Origin of the sequence: Variibacter gotjawalensis (assembly GCF_002355335.1) — a bacterium.
Classification (GTDB): Bacteria; Pseudomonadota; Alphaproteobacteria; order Rhizobiales; family Xanthobacteraceae; genus Variibacter; species Variibacter gotjawalensis.
The window spans coordinates 3148139-3165023 of the sequence record NZ_AP014946.1 but is presented as its reverse complement, the minus strand read 5'-3'; the positions used below and the strand labels follow the sequence as shown (position 1 = coordinate 3165023).

Below are 16885 nucleotides of genomic sequence, written 5' to 3'. Positions count from 1 at the left end.
TGATACTGCTCTCACACAACTATAGAGGGCGTACATGTCGGACGCTGGGAGCGTAGAGGCACGTACCGGAGTTCCCGGATTAGACGACGTACTGCAGGGCGGGTTGCAACGCGGCCGCGTATTCCTGCTGGAAGGGTCTCCGGGTACCGGCAAGACAACGATTGCGACGCAGTTCCTTATGGAAGGCGCTAAGGCGGGCGAGCGCACGCTCTACATCACTTTGTCCGAGACCGAAGACGAGCTGCGATCCGGGGCGGCGTCGCACGGTTGGGACTTGAAGGATGTTGGTATTTTCGAACTCGTTCCGCCGGAAAACTTGCTCGACGAACAACATCAGCAAAGTTTGCTTTATTCCTCCGATCTGGAACTCGGCGAGACGACGAAGCGCATCTTCGAAGCCTTTGAACGCGTCAAGCCGCATCGCGTCGTGATCGATTCTTTGTCGGAGATCCGACTGCTGGCGCAAAGCTCGCTGCGCTACCGCCGGCAAATCCTGAGCTTGAAGCATTACTTCGCTCAAGCGCAGACGACGGTTCTGATGCTCGATGACCTCACGATGGAGGTCATGGACAAGACCGTCCACTCGATCGCGCATGGTGTGTTTCGTCTCGAAGAGACGGCGCCCGATTACGGTGCGGAGCGGCGGCGGATGCGTGTGCTCAAATATCGCGGCCGCCGTTTCCGTGGCGGCTTTCACGACTTCGCGCTGAGCAATGCCGGTGCGCATGTTTTTCCGCGACTGGTGTCGGCGGAGCATAAGTTAGGTTTCAAGCGCGAAGTTATCTCCAGCGGCACCGAGCGGCTCGATGCTTTGCTCGGCGGCGGTGTCGAGCGTGGTTCGAGCCTTCTGATCATTGGGCCGGCGGGTGCCGGCAAATCGCTGCTCGCCTTGACCTTCATCAAGAGCGCCGTTGCACGCGGCGAAACTGCGGCAATGTTCGTCTTCGACGAAGAGCTGGGTCTGTTGTTTGACCGCGCCAAGGGACTCGATATCGATCTGCAAGCGATGGTCGATCAAAAGCGCCTGCACATCGAACAAGTCGACGCGGCCGAGCTCTCGCCCGGAGAGTTTTCGCAGCGCGTCCGGCGCTGTGTCGAGCAGCGCGGTGCGCAAACCGTCGTGCTCGATAGCCTCAACGGCTTCCAAGCCGCCATGCCGGAAGAAAACGCGCTGATCCTGCACATGCACGAGCTGCTGCAGTTCCTAAACCGTCGCGGCGCATCGACCATTTTGACCGTTGCGCAGCACGGTCTGGTCGGCGACATGAAGGCGCCGGTCGATGTCACGTACTTGGCCGACACCGTTATCCTGCTTCGTTTCTTCGAAGCATTTGGCCGCGTGCGCCGCGCGATCTCGGTTATCAAAAAACGCGCTAGCGCTCACGAGGACACGATCCGCGAATATCGGATTGGACAGCGCGGCGTTACGCTCGGTGAACCGCTAACGGAGTTCCAAGGCGTGCTGCGCGGCGTTCCAACGCTCGTAGGCAATAGTCGCGATCTCCTGAAAGCCGAAGAGTCGTGAAGCGATCGACGCTCTCCGAAGACGCCATTATCCTAGCGCCGAACGGCCGCGATGCGGACGTTGCTGCTAACATTCTGCGGGAAGCGAAGCTGCCTGCCGATAGTTGCAAGTCGTTGTCGGACATGATCGAGCGTCTCAATCTCGGCGGTGCGTTTATTGTCGTCACAGAGGAAGCGCTGCGCGACCAGGACCTCGCACCGCTCGTCGCGTGGCTCGACGATCAGGAGGAGTGGTCGGACCTTCCGTTTATCTTGCTGACGCGCAGCGGCGGCGGCTTAGAGCGCAATCCGGCAGCGCGGCGCTTTCTCGACACGCTCGGCAACGTGACATTTCTTGAGCGCCCGTTTCACCCGACGACGCTGGTCAGTCTCGCGCGCTCGGCGCTGCGAGCGCGGCGCCGGCAATACGATGCGCGATCTCGTCTTCAAGAGCTGCGCGAGAACAACGAGACGCTCGAATCCCGCGTCGCACAGGCGATCGCGGAGCGGAAGGTTCTCGCCGATATCGTCGAAGGCACCGACGCCTATGTTCAGGTTGCCGATGCCAATTACCGCTGGCTCGCGGTGAATCGTGCGGCTGCGCAAGAGTTCGAGCGTATTTTTGGCGTGAATCCGCGCATCGGTCAGTCGATGCTCGATGCGCTCTCGGACTGGCCGGAACATCAGCGTGATGTCGAGCGGGTGTGGAAGCGCGCGCTTGCCGGCGAGGAGTTCGTCGAAGTCGCGGAGTTTGGCGATCACACTCGCGATCGGCGCTCCTACGAGATGAAGTTCAACGTGTTGCGCGATCGCGATGGCCGGCAGATCGGGGCTTACCAGTTTGTGTACGATGTCACGGATCGCCTGGCGGCCGACCGGCGGCTCGCCGAGACCGAAGACGCGTTACGCCAATCGCAAAAGATGGAGGCGGTCGGTCAGCTGACCGGCGGCGTTGCGCACGACTTCAACAATCTCCTCACGATCATCAAAAGCTCGACGGATTTGCTGCGGCGGCCCAGCCTGCCGGACGAGCGGCGCATCCGCTACGTCGACGCCATCTCTGAAACGGTTGATCGTGCATCCAAGCTGACCAGCCAGTTGCTGGCCTTCGCGCGACGGCAGTCGCTAAAGCCGGAAACGTTCGACGTGAACGACCGCATCACGTCCGTCGTCGAGATGTTGCGCACGTTGGTCGGTAGCCGGATCGAGATCGAGACGGTTCTCGGAGACCCGCAATTCATTCACGCGGACGCGACGCAATTCGAAACGGCGCTGATCAATATCGCGGTCAACGCTCGCGATGCGATGAACGGCGAGGGGCGATTGGTCGTCGCGGTACGCGCGCTTAGCGTCGACAAGCCGCATACGGACGTCGCGATCTCCGTTTCGGATACGGGTGGTGGCATCGCGCCTGAAACCATCGCGCATATTTTCGATCCGTTTTTCACCACGAAAGAAGTCGGCAAGGGTACGGGCTTGGGGTTGTCCCAGGTCTATGGCTTCGCCAAGCAATCCGGCGGTGATGTGCAAGTGGAGAGCGAACTCGGCCGAGGCACGACGTTCACAATTCTGCTGCCGCGCGCGAACGAGGCTGATCTGAAAGTCGATCCTGCGGAGCAGGGCGAAGATGCAGCCGCCTTCGACGGCACCGGACGCCGTGTCCTCGTCGTTGAGGACAATGCGGACGTCGGCACGTTCTCGTCTCAGCTGCTTCAGGATCTCGGATACAAAACGAAGATGGTGTCGAACGCTGATGAAGCGTTGGCGCTGCTGGCGCACGAAGCTGACTTCGATATCGTGTTTTCGGATGTCGTCATGCCGGGCATGAGCGGCGTCGATCTCGGTCACGAGATCAACCGCCTGTATCCGCGGCTGCCTGTCGTTCTGACGTCGGGGTACAGCGATGTGTTGGCCCAGGAAGGCCCGCACGGCTTCGAGTTGGTCAAGAAACCGTATTCGGCCGACGAGCTATCGCGCGTGTTGAGGCGCTGCCTCGCCTGATCGTTATGGCAGCGTGAACCAGTGAGGCAACCAGCCGATGGCTTGGAGCGCCTCGATCCCTTCGGCAACTGGGATGGCGAGCAAGAAGAACAGGCCGTCGAAGAATGTGACGCGGACCCGATCGGGGCGTACCTCGAGAATGTCCTCGTCCCGCCACAGCGAGAAGTTCGGGAAAAAGCGCGGCACGGTTGCCAGATAGTTCTTGTACGGAGCGTCAAGCGCTAGCTTGAGCGCCTTCTCCTCGCGGAGGATCACAATCATAAAAATCGCGTAGACGACTGCCGCGCAGATAACCCCCATCATTGCGCTGCCGAATTGCGCGCCAGCGCCCAGCGCACCGATGACGGAAAACACGTAGAGCGGATTGCGCGTGACGGAGTAGGGACCGGCGGCGACAAGCTGCGATACCTTTCGGCCGCCGATGTACAGGGTGCACCAGGTCCGGCCCAAAATCGCGACGACGAGCAATACGATTCCGACCCACTCGATCGACTCGTGCAGCCGTGTGCCGCCCGGCCACTGCGAATGACCCGTCATGAGGATGGCCATTCCGCAAATGACGACGGCTAGGAGAACCGCCTTACGGACCTTCTGCGTTCGGGCCACCGAGGCCAATTCGGAATTCGTCTCACTCGCTGCAGACATTCGATCCTCGATCGCCAGCTGTGATCTCCGTTGCAGAAACTCGTGGCAGCGAAAATCATCGGCGGAGAAAAGTCATACAACGATGCGAGCTTCAATCGTTCGGTGAGTTACGACTGTACGGAGGCACAATAGACGCCAAGGGAGCGCCCTCACTACTACACCACAATCGATCGATACCTCGGTGCTAAGGCGGTCTTTAAAGCGAAATTTCCTCGCTTTCAGACAAACCCTCTTTGGCTTAAATTATTTTCCTGAGCACACTACTACATATGTTTGAAATAACTAAAAAATATCAACAATTTCAATATGTTGCACCAAATCTACAGCCGCCGCTAGTCTGTGTGCCGTAATGTCGCAACTATGGGTTGAGGGCAAGCACAACCAGTAAACAAGCGTCCTCGGCCCTAACAGGGGCGACTGCAATGAACAAACTACCGATCGGCATGGGCGCCATCAGCGCCACGGCATTCTTGTGCCTTCTTGAAGCTTCGACCGCATCCGCACAATCGACCCAGCCGGCCGCAAGCCAACCGAGTCTACCGACAGTCAGCGTCCAGGCGCCGCGTCAGCAAGTCGTTCGCCGCGCACCGCGCCGCCGTGTCGCGACGCGGCCCGTCAGCCCGCGTGTTGCTCCGCCGGCGCCGGTCCCTGTTGTCGCGACTGAAGGTGTGCCGCGAACGGCGAGCGGCGGCACGACCGTCGGCTACGCGACGACGCGCATCACGAGCGGCACTAAGACCGACACGCCCATCATAAATGTTCCGCAGTCCGCGACAGTGCTGACCAAAGAGTTCATCCAAGATCAGTCCGTTCAGTTTCTCGGCGAAGCAACGCGCTACGTGCCCGGCGTGATCTGGCATCAGGGCGAGGGCAATCGCGACGATCTCGTCATTCGCGGTCAGCGCTCGAATGCGGACTTTTACGTCAACGGCTTTCGTGACGACGTTCAGTATTTCCGCGACCTCTACAATGTCGAACGCGTTGAAGTTCTAAAAGGGCCGAATGCGTTGATCTTCGGTCGCGGTGGCGGCGGCGGCATCGTCAACCGTGTGCTGAAGGAGCCGGAGTGGCGCAACGTTCCGTATGGCGAGGTCACGCTTTCGGGTGGTCAATACAACGACCGGCGCGCCACGCTGGATGTCGGCGGCGCATTGAATGGGAATGTCGCCGGCCGCTTCGACGCGATGTACGAAAAAACCGACAGCTATCGCAATCACGTCGGATTCGAGCGTTGGGGTATCAACCCGATGTTCGCCTTCCGGCTGAACGATCAGACGAAGGTCACGCTGAGCTACGAGCACTACGACTTCAACGGCATCACGGATCGCGGAATTCCGTCGCAGTTCGGACGGCCATACAAGACCGATGTCTCTACGTTTTTCGGCAACCCGGACTACGCGCGAACGTATTCGATCGTCGACAGCGCGATGGCAGTCATCGAGCACGAGACCGACTCGGGCGTGAAGATCCGCAACGGGACGCGCTATGCGAATTACGATCGCTGGTACCAGAACGTGTTCCCGGGTGGCGCAGTCAATAATGCGGGCACTTCGGTCAATCTCTCGGCCTACAACAATCGCACGGACCGCGAGAACATCTTCAATCAGACCGACGTCACGTGGAAATTCAACACCGGAAGCTGGCAGCACACCGCGCTCGTCGGCGGCGAAGTCGGACATCAGTCAGGCTTGAGCTATCGCGAGACCGGTTTGTTTAACGGCGTATCGACAGCGCTCGCGGTCAATCCGCTCAACCCGACGGTGTTTGGTCCGATCACCTTCAAGAACAACGGCACCACCGATGCAAACAGCACCTATCGTCTGGGTCTCGGCGCGGTCTATATCCAGGATCAAATCGAAGTCACGCGATGGCTGCAGCTGATCGCCGGCGTTCGCTTCGACCACTTCGATCTCGAAGCCACCAACCGAACCACCAACCTCACGTTCGGTCGCATCGACAATGTCGTCTCGCCGCGCGGCGGCATTGTGATCAAGCCGCAAGACAACATGTCGATCTATGCGAGCTACAGCGTTTCGCATCTGCCGAGTTCCGGTGACCAGTTTTCCTCGCTCACGCCGGGTCTCGTCATCTCGGAGCCGGAGAAGTTCGAGAATAAGGAGGTCGGCTTTAAGTGGGAGATCATGCCGCGATTGTTGTTCTCGACCGCAATCTTCGAACTCGATCGTACCAACCAGCGTCTGCCGGATCCAAACAACGCGGGCTTCTTCCTGCTCAGCGGCCGCACGCTGACGCGCGGCTTCGAGGCCGGCCTTGCCGGGTACATCACCGACGAATGGCAGGTGGCCGGCGGCTATGCCTACACGGATGCGCGCATTGCCAGCAATGTGTCGGCGACCGTTGTCGCAGGCAATCGCGTCGGGCTCGTGCCGTACAACACCTTCTCGCTTTGGAACCGCTACCAGTTCCATCCGCGTTGGGGTGTCGGCGTCGGCATCATCCACTACACGGACTCGTATGCGTCGTCGGACGACACTGTCCGTCTGCCGGGTTGGACGCGCGTCGACGCGGCCGTCTACTACAAAGTGAGCGAGAACATCCGCGCCCAGATCAATATCGAGAACATCTTCGACAAGGGCTACTTCTCGACCGCCGACGGCAACAACAACATCACGCCGGGCGCACCGCGCACGGTCCGCGCTGCACTCACCGCCAAGTTCTAATCTCCCGCAGCGATGAGACGGATGCCGAGGTGCGCGTCACCTCGGCATATTGCAAGCCTTCCAGCCAGCAAGAGTCCGACGTCATGATGCTGAAGAGAACTCGATACGTGTCGCCGCGCGCCGCTTTGCGCAAACAGCAGCGCAGAGAGAAGCTTTTCGACGCCCAAGTGACGTGGGGCGTCGTGACTGCCCGGACGCAGGCGAGAGCGACCTCATCGCGGCTGCGCAACGTGCACTATCCGTGCTTGGAGTTCGACAGGGTCTGGATCGAGACCTGTTCGAAAACGCTGCTCCCGATCGTCGTGCTTGGTGGCGATGCGCAGCCGCGCAGCGAGTTGACGCTGCACCAAGCGCGTAAATGTGCCACGGCATTGCGGAAAGCCAACGACGCACGCGCCTCGCTGATCACGGATGCGTGCCGGCCACTGGCGCAGAAGGCCGTCGACAATTTTCAGCTTCGTCTGAAGTTACGCGAATTCGCTATAACGAAGATCGCAGCGGCGCGGCCTTCAGAAAAGCCGATGACTTCCCCTGTGCGGCGAAAGCGCATCGACACCGAGACGGTGCGTCTGGCAGCTCATCGGGGTCGCCGCGATCTGGCTGTTTCGCGCAAGCGCTCCAAGCGTTCCAAACTCGACGTTGCCAATTCCCGGCCTGAGGTGGCGAGGCCCAAGAGCAGCATTTCGATGCAGACGATTGTCGCGCCGTGGAGAGCGATGCGTTGGCTGCGGCCGCGCGGCACGTTCAGCACAACACGTGCGTGGCGCAGGAAGGCGTCGTCCGACGTATCGCTGAGGAGCACGATCGGGATTTTGAGGCGGCGGGCTTCCGCGATGGTGGCCTCGGCCTCGCGGTAGATCGACCCGTAGGCCATCATTATGACAGCATCACCGGCTTCGAACTGCAGAAGCTGATCTGCGATCTGCTCGCCGCCGCGATCGACGACACCTGCGCGGCGTCCTTCCCGGCGTAGCCGTGTGGCCGCGTAAGCGGCGATGTGCGCGGTCGGACCCAAGCCAAAAATGACGATGCGTTTGGCGATGTGAAGGACGCGCAGCGCCTCGGTGATCGCCTCGCGTTGTTCCGGCAAGGCGAGAACTTCGATCGAGCCGATGGACGCGTCGTAGGCCGCATCGACAGCGCGCTCGGTATTTTCGCCGACATCTGCTAGCGTGCGTGCGAGATTGTCGGAAGGTGCGTTCCGCCCGCGGTAGGAGTGGGCAAGCTCGCGGCGAAGCTCGTCCAGCCCTTCAAAGCCGAGCGCTTGGACGGCGCGCACGACCGTTGCGTCGGATGTGCCGACCGCCTTTGCGATCTCGATGGCGGACAACGCCATCACGTCGAGACGATGGGTGTCGATATAATCGGCGACGCGTTTGAGGGATGGGGTCAGCACGCCACGTTCATGCGCGTAGCGTTCACCGAAAACGTCTCGGGTTTGGTCGGATAGCGTGTGGTCCGCTGTCATTTACTCGATGTTATTGCGAGGGCCCGAGTCATTCGCAATAGGGGTGCCGCCGACGGCAAGAAAAAATGGTCGGAGCGGAGAGATTTGAACTCTCGACCCCCAGTCCCCCAGACTGGTGCGCTAACCGGGCTGCGCTACGCTCCGCCGGCGACGGGTCTAAGCCGTGCGCGCCATCGTGGCAAGAGGGGGCATTTCGGCCCGTCGGCGCCGCGATTGATTGAGGTATCGCCGGGTCGCCGCGATGAGACCCCACAATACGCCGACAATCAGGAAATAGTGCCGCCAGTGGTCGCTATCGATGATGGCGCTTTCGAGCGCGAGGCCGACATAGGCCGCGAAGACCGCAATATAGATGCGCTGCCAAGGTGTTTGTACCAGGAGATAGCGCGCCCCCGCGAAAAGCGTGAGAATCGTCAGGATGATGTAGCTGAAACCGGCCAGCCATCCGCCCGACATGAAGGCGTTGAGATAGGCGTTGTGCGGGTCCTCGACGAAGGTCTTGCTAAACTGCATCGGGCCGATGCCGAACGGCAGGTCGAGCGCCATCTGGAAGCCCACGATGTGGCGGCCGAAACGGCCCATCGGACCGGAGTCGTAACTCTGCTCAAGACTGGCGCGCTCCTTGAACAAACCGCCGACTGAATCGAACGAGAGCACCATCGCGATGAGACCGGCGAAAACGAGAACGCCGAGGATCGTGAGGATCACGATGCGGATACGTACGCGACCCGAGAACGTCGTGAGCAAGGTCAACAGCATCATCAGCGCCATGCAGAAGACGAGCTGACCCCAAGCGGCTCGCGAGAAGCTCAGGAGAACCGCTAGCGAGAAGATTGCGAGCTGCAGGCTGCCCGCTAAAGTGTCCCGAAGGCGGCCGACCAAGATGCGCTGAAATGCGATGAGGGCCGGGAAGACGAGAAAAGCGCCGAGCACGTTCGGGTCATTGAACGTTCCTTGCGCGCGGCCGAAGCGCAGAAACAACTCAGAGGCGCCTGGGATAACGCCGAAGTAAGCGCCGATGCCGGCGAGCGAGGCGATCACGGCACCGAGTGTGTAGCCGCGCACGAGGATCGATACGCGCTGCATCGTGTTGCGAGAGAGCGCGGCAGCGAAAAAGATGCAGGTTGCGCCGAGATACCAGGAGATCAGCACCCACTGCACGACTTTCGGCTGGCTCGCGACTGGAAGCACCGACAGCGAAAAGCCGACATTGTAGACCGCGAGCAGCAGGATCATCGGCATAATCACCGACGACAGCGTCAGGCCGGCAAACAGAAAGAGCAAAATTGTGGCGAGGGAAACGATCTCGTAAGGGCTCGGCTCGACGAAAACGAAAGCCCCTGCGAGCGCCGTCAGCCATAGCAAGGCGAGACGCAGTTGTTCGCCGACCGTTGCCGTTTGCTCCGCGGATAGCTGCTGGTGATCGGCGGTGACGGCGATCGACATCAGTATGCGTTTTCGGACTTGGCGAGCGCGAAGGGTGTGCGCGCCAAGATGTAAAGGTCGAAGACCACAGACCAGTTCTCGATGTAGTAAAGGTCGTGCTCGACGCGGCGGACGATCTTCTCGCTGGTATCGGTCTCGCCGCGCCAGCCATTGATCTGCGCCCAGCCGGTGATGCCGGGCTTCACGCGGTGGCGCGCGAAATAGCCGTCGACGGCTTCGTCGTAGAGGCGATCCTCAGCTTTCGCATGCAACGCGTGCGGTCGCGGGCCGACGAGCGACAGGTTGCCTTTGAACACGACGTTGATGAGCTGCGGGAGCTCGTCGATGCTTGTCTTACGGATGAACGCGCCAACGCGGGTGACGCGCGAGTCGTTTTTGGTGACCAGCTTCGAAGCGGTCGGGTCGCACTGATCCGTATACATCGAGCGGAACTTGAAGACCTCGATCAGCTCGTTGTTGAAGCCGTAGCGCTTCTGCCGGAAGAAGACCGGGCCCTTGCTGTCGAGCTTGATCGCGATGGCGACGATCATCATGATCGGGCTCAGCGCGAGCAGCAGCAGCGCGCCGACGACGCGGTCGAACACGTTTTTCATCACGACGTCCCAATCGGTGATCGGTTTGTCGTAGACGTCCATCATCGGCAAGTTGCCGATGTACGAATAGGCGCGGGGGCGCAGGCGCAGGCCGTGCAAATGCGCAGCGAGGCGGATGTCGACCGGCAGTACCCAGAGTTTGCGCAGCATCTGCAGCAGGCGCGACTCGGCCGTGAACGGCAGCGAAAAAAGGACGAGGTCCACGCGTGTGCGACGCGCGAATTCGATGAGGTCATCGACCGAGCCGAGCTTGGTGAAGCCGGCGACGTCGACGGGCGCGCGATCATCGCCGCGATCGTCGAACAGGCCGATGACGTGAACGTCGGAGTCCTGCTGCGCACCGAGCGCTTCGATGAGCTTTCCGCCGGCCGGGCCACCGCCGACGACGACGGCGCGGCGATCCAAGCGACCTTCCTTCGTCCAGTGCCGGACGAGGGTGGCGAGCGCAAGCCGAAGCGAGACGAGAAGGACCACACCTGCCACATAGAGCGCGACCAGCCAGACACGCGAGAACATCTGTTCGAGGCGGGCGAAGAAGACGATGGTGATCGCCAGGAACATGACGATCGTCCAGGCCGGCACCAGCCGGATGACTTGGCCGACCGGGCTACGGAAGGCCGTCACGTGATAGATGTCGGCGGACTGGAAGGCCAAGATGGTCAAAACCGCGATAGCCAGGATCGCCGGCACGTACTGCCACATCACGCCGTAGGTCGGAACGACATAGACGGCATAGAGTGCAAAGCCGAGCACGATGATGGCGCCAAAGTCGATCATGCGCACGATGCCGGCGAGGACGATCGGCGACAGGGCGGGCATAACCGGAAGGGCTGCGATCTTTTCGGCGGCCGGGGACAGGATGCGCGGTGTGTTGGAGCGCGCTGTCGCGCCAAGGGCAGCGGCGGCCAAGGATGGCTGCGAAATATCGGTCATAACGCGTTACTCGAGGAGAGATCGCTGGTCCCGTTTTGGTACCAAAGAAAGCTCAAGGAACGCTTAGTTCAATTCATACAATTGAATCTAAACGCGCCCCGAGGTGGTCCGGGCCTCTGCATAAGCAGCGAGAACATCATCGACCATGCGATCGATGGAAAACATCGACTTTACGTGAGCTTGCAAGGCTGTGCTGATCTGCTGAATCATCTCCGGATCGCCCAATCCGGAGCGGATCGCGTCTGCCAGCGCGTCGACGTCGCCCGGCGGTATCAAGCGATCGTGCGCCGTGCCGTAGATTTCCGGGATGCCGCCGACCTTGGTTGCGATCGTCGGCATGCCAGCGGCCAGCGCTTCCAGAACGACGTAAGGCAGAGACTCGGCGCGTGACGGAACCGCGAGGATGCGGCCGAGCGCAAACGCCGTACGCGCCGGCATCGGGCCCGGAAACGTCACTGCAGTGCTGAGTCCATGTTGCTCGGCCAGAGCGCGGAAGGCGTCCGCATCCGGTCCGCCGCCGACCAGCACGGCGCGAACCGGGCTATTCGCGGCGTGCAACCTTGCGATGGCTTCGATCAGCACGTCGACGCCTTTGAGGGCACGGAGTTCACCGACGAATACGATGTCGGCGGCGTCTGGTTTCGTGGTGACCGGCTCAAATTCCTCCGGGCCGACGCCGTTGACGACGACTTTGGTCAGCGCATTCGGCCTGCCGATGGCGTCGGTGAAGCGGTCGCGCCCGAACGCACTCTCGAACAGATACAACTCTGTGCGCCGCATGAGCACGCGTTCGAGGTTGAAGTAGAGGATGCCGAGCGGGCTCGCGGGCGCGTAATGCAGACTGCCGCCGTGCGGCGTGTAAACGCGGATCGCTCCGTCAACACGCGGAGCAAGGCGCGCATAGGCGCCGCCTTTCGCCCCGTGGCCATGGATGATTTCGGCTTTCCCGCGCCTGGCGATCGCGGCAACCGTGCGCGTCGCTGCCCAGTCGCTCAGGCCGATGTGCCGGCTCATCGCGATGCGGTTGAGACCGAGCGCGAGGCTCGGTTTTAGTTCGGAGAAAATGCTCTCGGCTCGCTGGCCGCCAGTTTCCGCGTCCGCGATGATGCCGACGCGATGCCCGCGGGCGATTTGCCCGCGCGCAAGATCGATGACGTGTCTGAAGAGCCCGCCAACCGGCGCGCGCATGACATGCAGAATGTTCAAATCTGCACTCCCGGTGCGTTGCTCGGGCTTTGTAACTTAGAACCAGCGCTCGCGGATATTGATCGTATCGCCGGGGCGCACCGTGTGCGCAAGCGGCACCATGCCACGAGTCATTGTTCCGTCGACGCTGCGGGTGATGCGCGCATCGCTGCGCTCGGCGCGCGGTGTGAAGCCGCCCGCAATGGCCACCGCGGTTTCAACCGTCATGTTGGCGACGTAGGGATACTGGCCCGGATAGGCTACTTCGCCAAGGATGAAGAATGGGCGATAAGCCTCGATTTCGACAGCGACATGCGGCTCTCGGATGTAACCTTGCTTGAGCTTCGCCGCGATGATGCGCGAAAGCTCAGCCGTCGACTGGTTACGTGCTTGGACGCTGCCGATCAACGGCATCGTGATCGCGCCGTTGGGGTCGAGCGTGTAGCTGTTGGTGAGACCTTCCTGTCCGAACACGACGACGCGGAGGCGATCGCCAGCAGCAAGACGATAAGGGATTTCACCGGTGACTTGGACGTCCGCGACCGGCGCGACGGGTGCAGCAACCGGAGGCGGTGGTGCGACCGCAACGACAGGCGCGCGTCTTTGCACGCATCCTACGAGAGGAAGTCCGAGGGAGAGGAGAAGAAACGCACGGCGCTTCATAGGCCGAATCCACACTGCGAGGGCAACAAGTGACCAGCGCAGTAGAGGGTTACATGGTTAATAAAGCCTAACCGTTGCGGCCGGGGGCTTAAGGCCCGCGCGGCATGGTTTAACGCAAAGGCAACCTTAATTCGGTCTACTGCGCTTCAACTTGCAGAGTCGGCGTTCGCGCCAGTTGGAGCCCGAAATGGCAAAGAGTTCAGTGCCGCATGATCGAATCGCCGCCGGGCAGGGCCCGGAAGAGGGCGAACTCGATTTCCGGTCGGTCGGCCGTGCCGTTTGGCGCCGTAAGAAGTGGGTGTTCCTCCCGGCAGTGATCGCGGGCTTGGTGGCGTTCGCGGCCGTCAACCTGATGACGCCGAAATACAAATCCGAATCGCGTGTGATTCTCGACGGCCGTGAAAGTGGGTTCACGCGGCCAGACGCAGAACGTAATGATCGCGACCGCGCGACCGTAGATCAGGAAGCTATCAGCAGCCAGGTTCAACTCGCGATGTCGCGTGAAGTCGCGCGCCAAGTCATCCGTGAATTGAAGCTCAATGAAGTGCCGGAGTTCGACTCGACGCTGCGCGGCATAGGCCCGCTACGTCACGTTCTGATTCTCCTCGGTATCTCGCGCGATCCGTTCGCGATGACGCCGGAGGAGCGTGTCTTCGAAGCTTACTATGAGCGGCTGCAGGCCTTCCAGGTCGAGAAGTCGCGCGTGATCGCGATCGAATTTCAATCGTCGGATCCCGATCTCGCCGCGCGTGCCGCCAACGCTGTCGCCGACGCATATATGACTGCCTTACAAGGCTCGCGCCGCGAGCAGACGAAGGCTGCTGGTGATTGGCTGCTCGGCGAAATCGAGAAACTGCGCCAGCGGGTTTCCGAAGCCGAAGCAAAGGTGGAGCAATTCCGCTCACGCTCGAATCTCTATGCCGGCAATAACAATACGTCGCTCTCGACTCAACAATTGGCCGAATTGTCCACGCAGCTCGCGACGGCGCGCTCGCAGAAGGCCGAGATCGATGCGAGGGCGCAAGCCATTCGCGAAATGCTGCGGTCCGGTCGCCCGATCGAATCGGGCGATGTCGTCAATTCGGAACTGATCCGCCGTCTTAACGAGCAGCGCGTCACGTTGCGTGCGCAGCTCGCCGAGCAATCATCCACTCTGCTCGACAGCCATCCGCGTATCAAAGAACTTCGCGCGCAGATTGGCGATCTCGAGCGTCAGATTCGCATAGAAGCCGAGCGCCTGGTGCGTTCGCTCGAGAACGACGCGCGTATCGCGGCCTCTCGTGTCGAACAGCTGACGGCGAGCGTCGAGCAGCTCAAGCGCGCCGCGTCGACGACAAATGAGCAAGACGTGCAGCTGCGTGCTCTTGAGCGCGAAGCCAAGGCACAGCGTGAACTTTTGGAATCGTATCTGGCGAAGTATCGCGAGACGACGTCGCGCGACTCGCTTGGTGCCGTTCCTGGCGATGCCCGTGTGATTTCGCGTGCTATCGTTTCGAGCACACCGTATTTCCCGAAGAAGCTGCCGATTATCCTTGTCGCGATTTTCGGCACGCTGCTGTTGTCGATTGGCCTGATCACAACCGGCGAGCTTCTCTCGACCGGCGCGTATGGTCGCGAAGTTGAAGTGGCCAACTATCCGTCGGCTTATCCGGCCGCACCCGTCAAGATGAGCGCACCCACTGTTGCGCCGAGCATTGCTCCGCGTGCGGAGGAGCCAGCAGTCGTTGCCACGCCTGTCGTTTCGGCGCCGTCGGTCGCGCCGGTCGAACAATCGAACCCTTATGCCATCCCGCCTGGACTGCCCGAGGTTGCTTCGGCTCCGACGACATCGGAATTCACGGCGGAAGGCTATTCGCTGTCGTCGATGATCGAGCGCTTCAAATCATCTCCGACGGGCCGCAGCCGGGTCGCTGTCGTTGGGCTCAGCGACGCGGGTGACGCGACCGATACGGCAGCGGCGCTTGCACGCGCGCTGTCGACGCAAGGCCGTTCGTTGTGGATGGACGCCTCGTTCGCAAAGCAGCATGCGATCGACAGCGGTTATTCGCGAGGTATTGCCGATCTCGTTCGCGGCGAAGCGACATTCGGTGACGTCATTACGCGTGACCGTCAATCGCGCGCGCATTTCATCGCGACTGGCCGCAGCGACGCCAGCGATGTCGCCATGCTGGGTGGCGAGCGTCTCTCGATTGCGCTGGATGCGCTCGAGCGGACATATGAACACCTGACCGTCGACGCCGGCAGCTTCCAGGACGTGCCGGATGCGTATCTGGCGCGGCTGGCGCCGTCTATAGTGCTGGTCGTCCCTGAGACGGCGGAGCTAGATGCCGACGCAGCGGTCGATCGCTTGCGCGACGCCGGCTGTAACGATGTGTTGGTGGTGATTGCTCCGCGCCGTATGCCGACGGCGGACAAATCGGAATCGGCAGCCGCCGCTTAACGAAGCTTACTGCGGAGCGCACCAAAACGGCTGCGCATCCGCAGAACCAGTGGCCACCAGCGATCAGATTGTTTCACCGCGCGCTTGATCCGCCGTGCGACTTCAAGTGTAGACACCACCAGGCGGCCGGTCACGGACGCGGCCGATACGTGATCGTAGAGTGGGATTTCGATCTCGCACCATTCACGCTTGTAGCGCTCATCGCCGATCGTGAAGTCGAACACCCGAATTCCGTCCGAGATGGCGTACGCCATCAGCTCCTGGAGCTGGATCGCGCCGGGGCCGTATTTGGCGACTGGTCCGGCGTCGTAACTGGCCAGGATATAATAATAGCGGCCACGGAAGCGCAGGCTGAAATTCGTTGCTGCAGCCGCGACGTCGCCGACCTTGAAGTGGCTCACGTGGGGACGCAGTGTCGTGGAATTCGTCTGCGCGAGCGCGTGATAGAATTCGCGATGACCGGCACGGGCGAAGAGATTCGTTGTACCCATCGCGACGAGGGCGCTTTCTTTCTGCGCGATCAGCGTGCCGACCATCGTCTCGGTCTCGGTCGAGTTTGAAGCTGTGACGAGTTCGGTTACGCCGGCTGACGCGAGGTGTTTGCGCTTGGTGCGGTCGTGGCGTTGCGCTTTACCGTTGCGCTTTGTCTTGTAGTAGCTCTCCCAGTCGCCGACGAGTTCGGTCGCGTAGGCGCCGCTCGGATGTAGCTCGGCGCCGAGTGACAGCAGGGGATTGTCCTGCGCGCCCACTTTCGCGGGCATCTTCTCGAAGCGAACGAAGTCGTGGCGGCTTTGCGGATCGCTCTGCAGGAGTTTTTCGATGCGCCTCCACAGCGCGGGAAATTCCGCGCCGACGATTTTGGAGAAACCGGGCGCCAGGATCGGCGCGTTATAGTCGCTCAGGTTCTCGGCGAGGATGCTGAGTTCGCGCATTAGGCCGCGCCGCCGCACCGCGAGCGGAAGCACGCAGAGGGGAGCTTCGCGCGGTCCGATGATGACGATCACCGGCGTCACGCCGTAGGCCTTGCCGACGTGGTCTTGCCATGTCGAAAGCCAAGCGTAAGATTGGAAGGCCGTGAGGTCCGCCGTGGTCTCGAGCCGGCTCCAGAGATCGACCAGCGCGGCGAGATCGTGGGTCACGGAAAGTTGCAACGCGTCGGTCGGCTTCGATGCCGCGCGGTCCTGCGGTATCGGCCGATCAATCGCCCCGGCATCGGCCGAGGACTCGACGAGCTGAAGTTGCACCATGTCGCCTCTAGAAAGCGTGCGAATTGTCTACAGCGCCCAATTGTAAAGAAAGGTCAATCCGATCAGCGAAAGTCCGTTTG

General features: G+C 61.2%; 11 protein-coding genes and 1 tRNA gene. 4 read left to right on the top strand and 8 right to left on the bottom strand.

The features are described from left to right. Positions 1 to 34 precede the first annotated feature (34 nt). Both GJW30_RS15370 and GJW30_RS15365 read left to right on the top strand, forming a co-directional pair. Complete coding sequence (locus tag GJW30_RS15370) at positions 35 to 1525, top strand: DUF7125 family protein (protein WP_096356821.1); 1491 nt, start codon at positions 35 to 37, stop codon at positions 1523 to 1525. Further along, positions 1522 to 3504: a hybrid sensor histidine kinase/response regulator gene (locus GJW30_RS15365; protein WP_245408526.1), complete on the top strand. Its 1983-nt coding sequence runs from the start codon at positions 1522 to 1524 to the stop codon at positions 3502 to 3504. The genes GJW30_RS15370 and GJW30_RS15365 overlap by 4 nt, the downstream gene beginning before the upstream one ends. Positions 3505 to 3507: 3 nt before the next feature. On the opposite strand, the gene GJW30_RS15360 is transcribed toward GJW30_RS15365, so the two are convergent. Further along, positions 3508 to 4053 carry a methyltransferase family protein gene (locus GJW30_RS15360; RefSeq protein WP_245408525.1) on the bottom strand — a complete coding sequence of 182 codons (546 nt, stop codon included), beginning with the start codon at positions 4051 to 4053 and terminating at the stop codon, positions 3508 to 3510. Positions 4054 to 4571: 518 nt separating this feature from the next. Between GJW30_RS15360 and GJW30_RS15355 the strand changes: the two genes are divergently transcribed. Further along, positions 4572 to 6830, top strand: coding sequence for a TonB-dependent receptor (locus GJW30_RS15355; protein ID WP_245408524.1), 2259 nt, complete (start codon positions 4572 to 4574; stop codon positions 6828 to 6830). Between the two features lie 577 nt (positions 6831 to 7407). On the opposite strand, the gene GJW30_RS15350 is transcribed toward GJW30_RS15355, so the two are convergent. From GJW30_RS15350 to GJW30_RS15325, 6 genes are all read right to left on the bottom strand, one after another. Further along, positions 7408 to 8226, bottom strand: a complete 819-nt coding sequence (locus GJW30_RS15350; protein ID WP_165391579.1) for a MurR/RpiR family transcriptional regulator — start codon at positions 8224 to 8226, stop codon at positions 7408 to 7410. Between the two features lie 138 nt (positions 8227 to 8364). Further along, positions 8365 to 8442, bottom strand: a tRNA-Pro gene (locus GJW30_RS15345). A gap of 12 nt (positions 8443 to 8454) precedes the next feature. Next, complete coding sequence (locus tag GJW30_RS15340; RefSeq protein WP_096356815.1) at positions 8455 to 9744, bottom strand: O-antigen ligase family protein; 1290 nt, start codon at positions 9742 to 9744, stop codon at positions 8455 to 8457. After that, positions 9744 to 11270: an undecaprenyl-phosphate glucose phosphotransferase gene (locus GJW30_RS15335; protein WP_096356813.1), complete on the bottom strand. Its 1527-nt coding sequence runs from the start codon at positions 11268 to 11270 to the stop codon at positions 9744 to 9746. Before GJW30_RS15335 ends, GJW30_RS15340 begins: the two co-directional genes overlap by 1 nt. An 87-nt stretch (positions 11271 to 11357) precedes the next feature. After that, the gene (locus GJW30_RS15330; protein ID WP_245408523.1) at positions 11358 to 12476 is read right to left on the bottom strand and encodes a glycosyltransferase family 4 protein; all 1119 of its coding nucleotides are present in this window, start codon (positions 12474 to 12476) and stop codon (positions 11358 to 11360) included. A 36-nt stretch (positions 12477 to 12512) separates the two neighbouring features. Next, on the bottom strand, positions 12513 to 13118 hold the full coding sequence (locus tag GJW30_RS15325; RefSeq protein ID WP_096356811.1) for a polysaccharide biosynthesis/export family protein: 606 nt from the start codon (positions 13116 to 13118) through the stop codon (positions 12513 to 12515). 187 nt (positions 13119 to 13305) lie between these two features. Between GJW30_RS15325 and GJW30_RS15320 the strand changes: the two genes are divergently transcribed. Then, positions 13306 to 15558, top strand: a complete 2253-nt coding sequence (locus GJW30_RS15320; RefSeq protein ID WP_096356808.1) for an exopolysaccharide transport family protein — start codon at positions 13306 to 13308, stop codon at positions 15556 to 15558. Here the strand turns inward: GJW30_RS15320 and GJW30_RS15315 are convergent. Further along, a complete protein-coding gene (locus GJW30_RS15315) occupies positions 15555 to 16805 on the bottom strand; it encodes a GNAT family N-acetyltransferase (RefSeq protein ID WP_096356806.1) in 1251 nt (416 codons plus the stop codon). The genes GJW30_RS15320 and GJW30_RS15315 overlap by 4 nt on opposite strands. Positions 16806 to 16885: the final 80 nt, after the last annotated feature.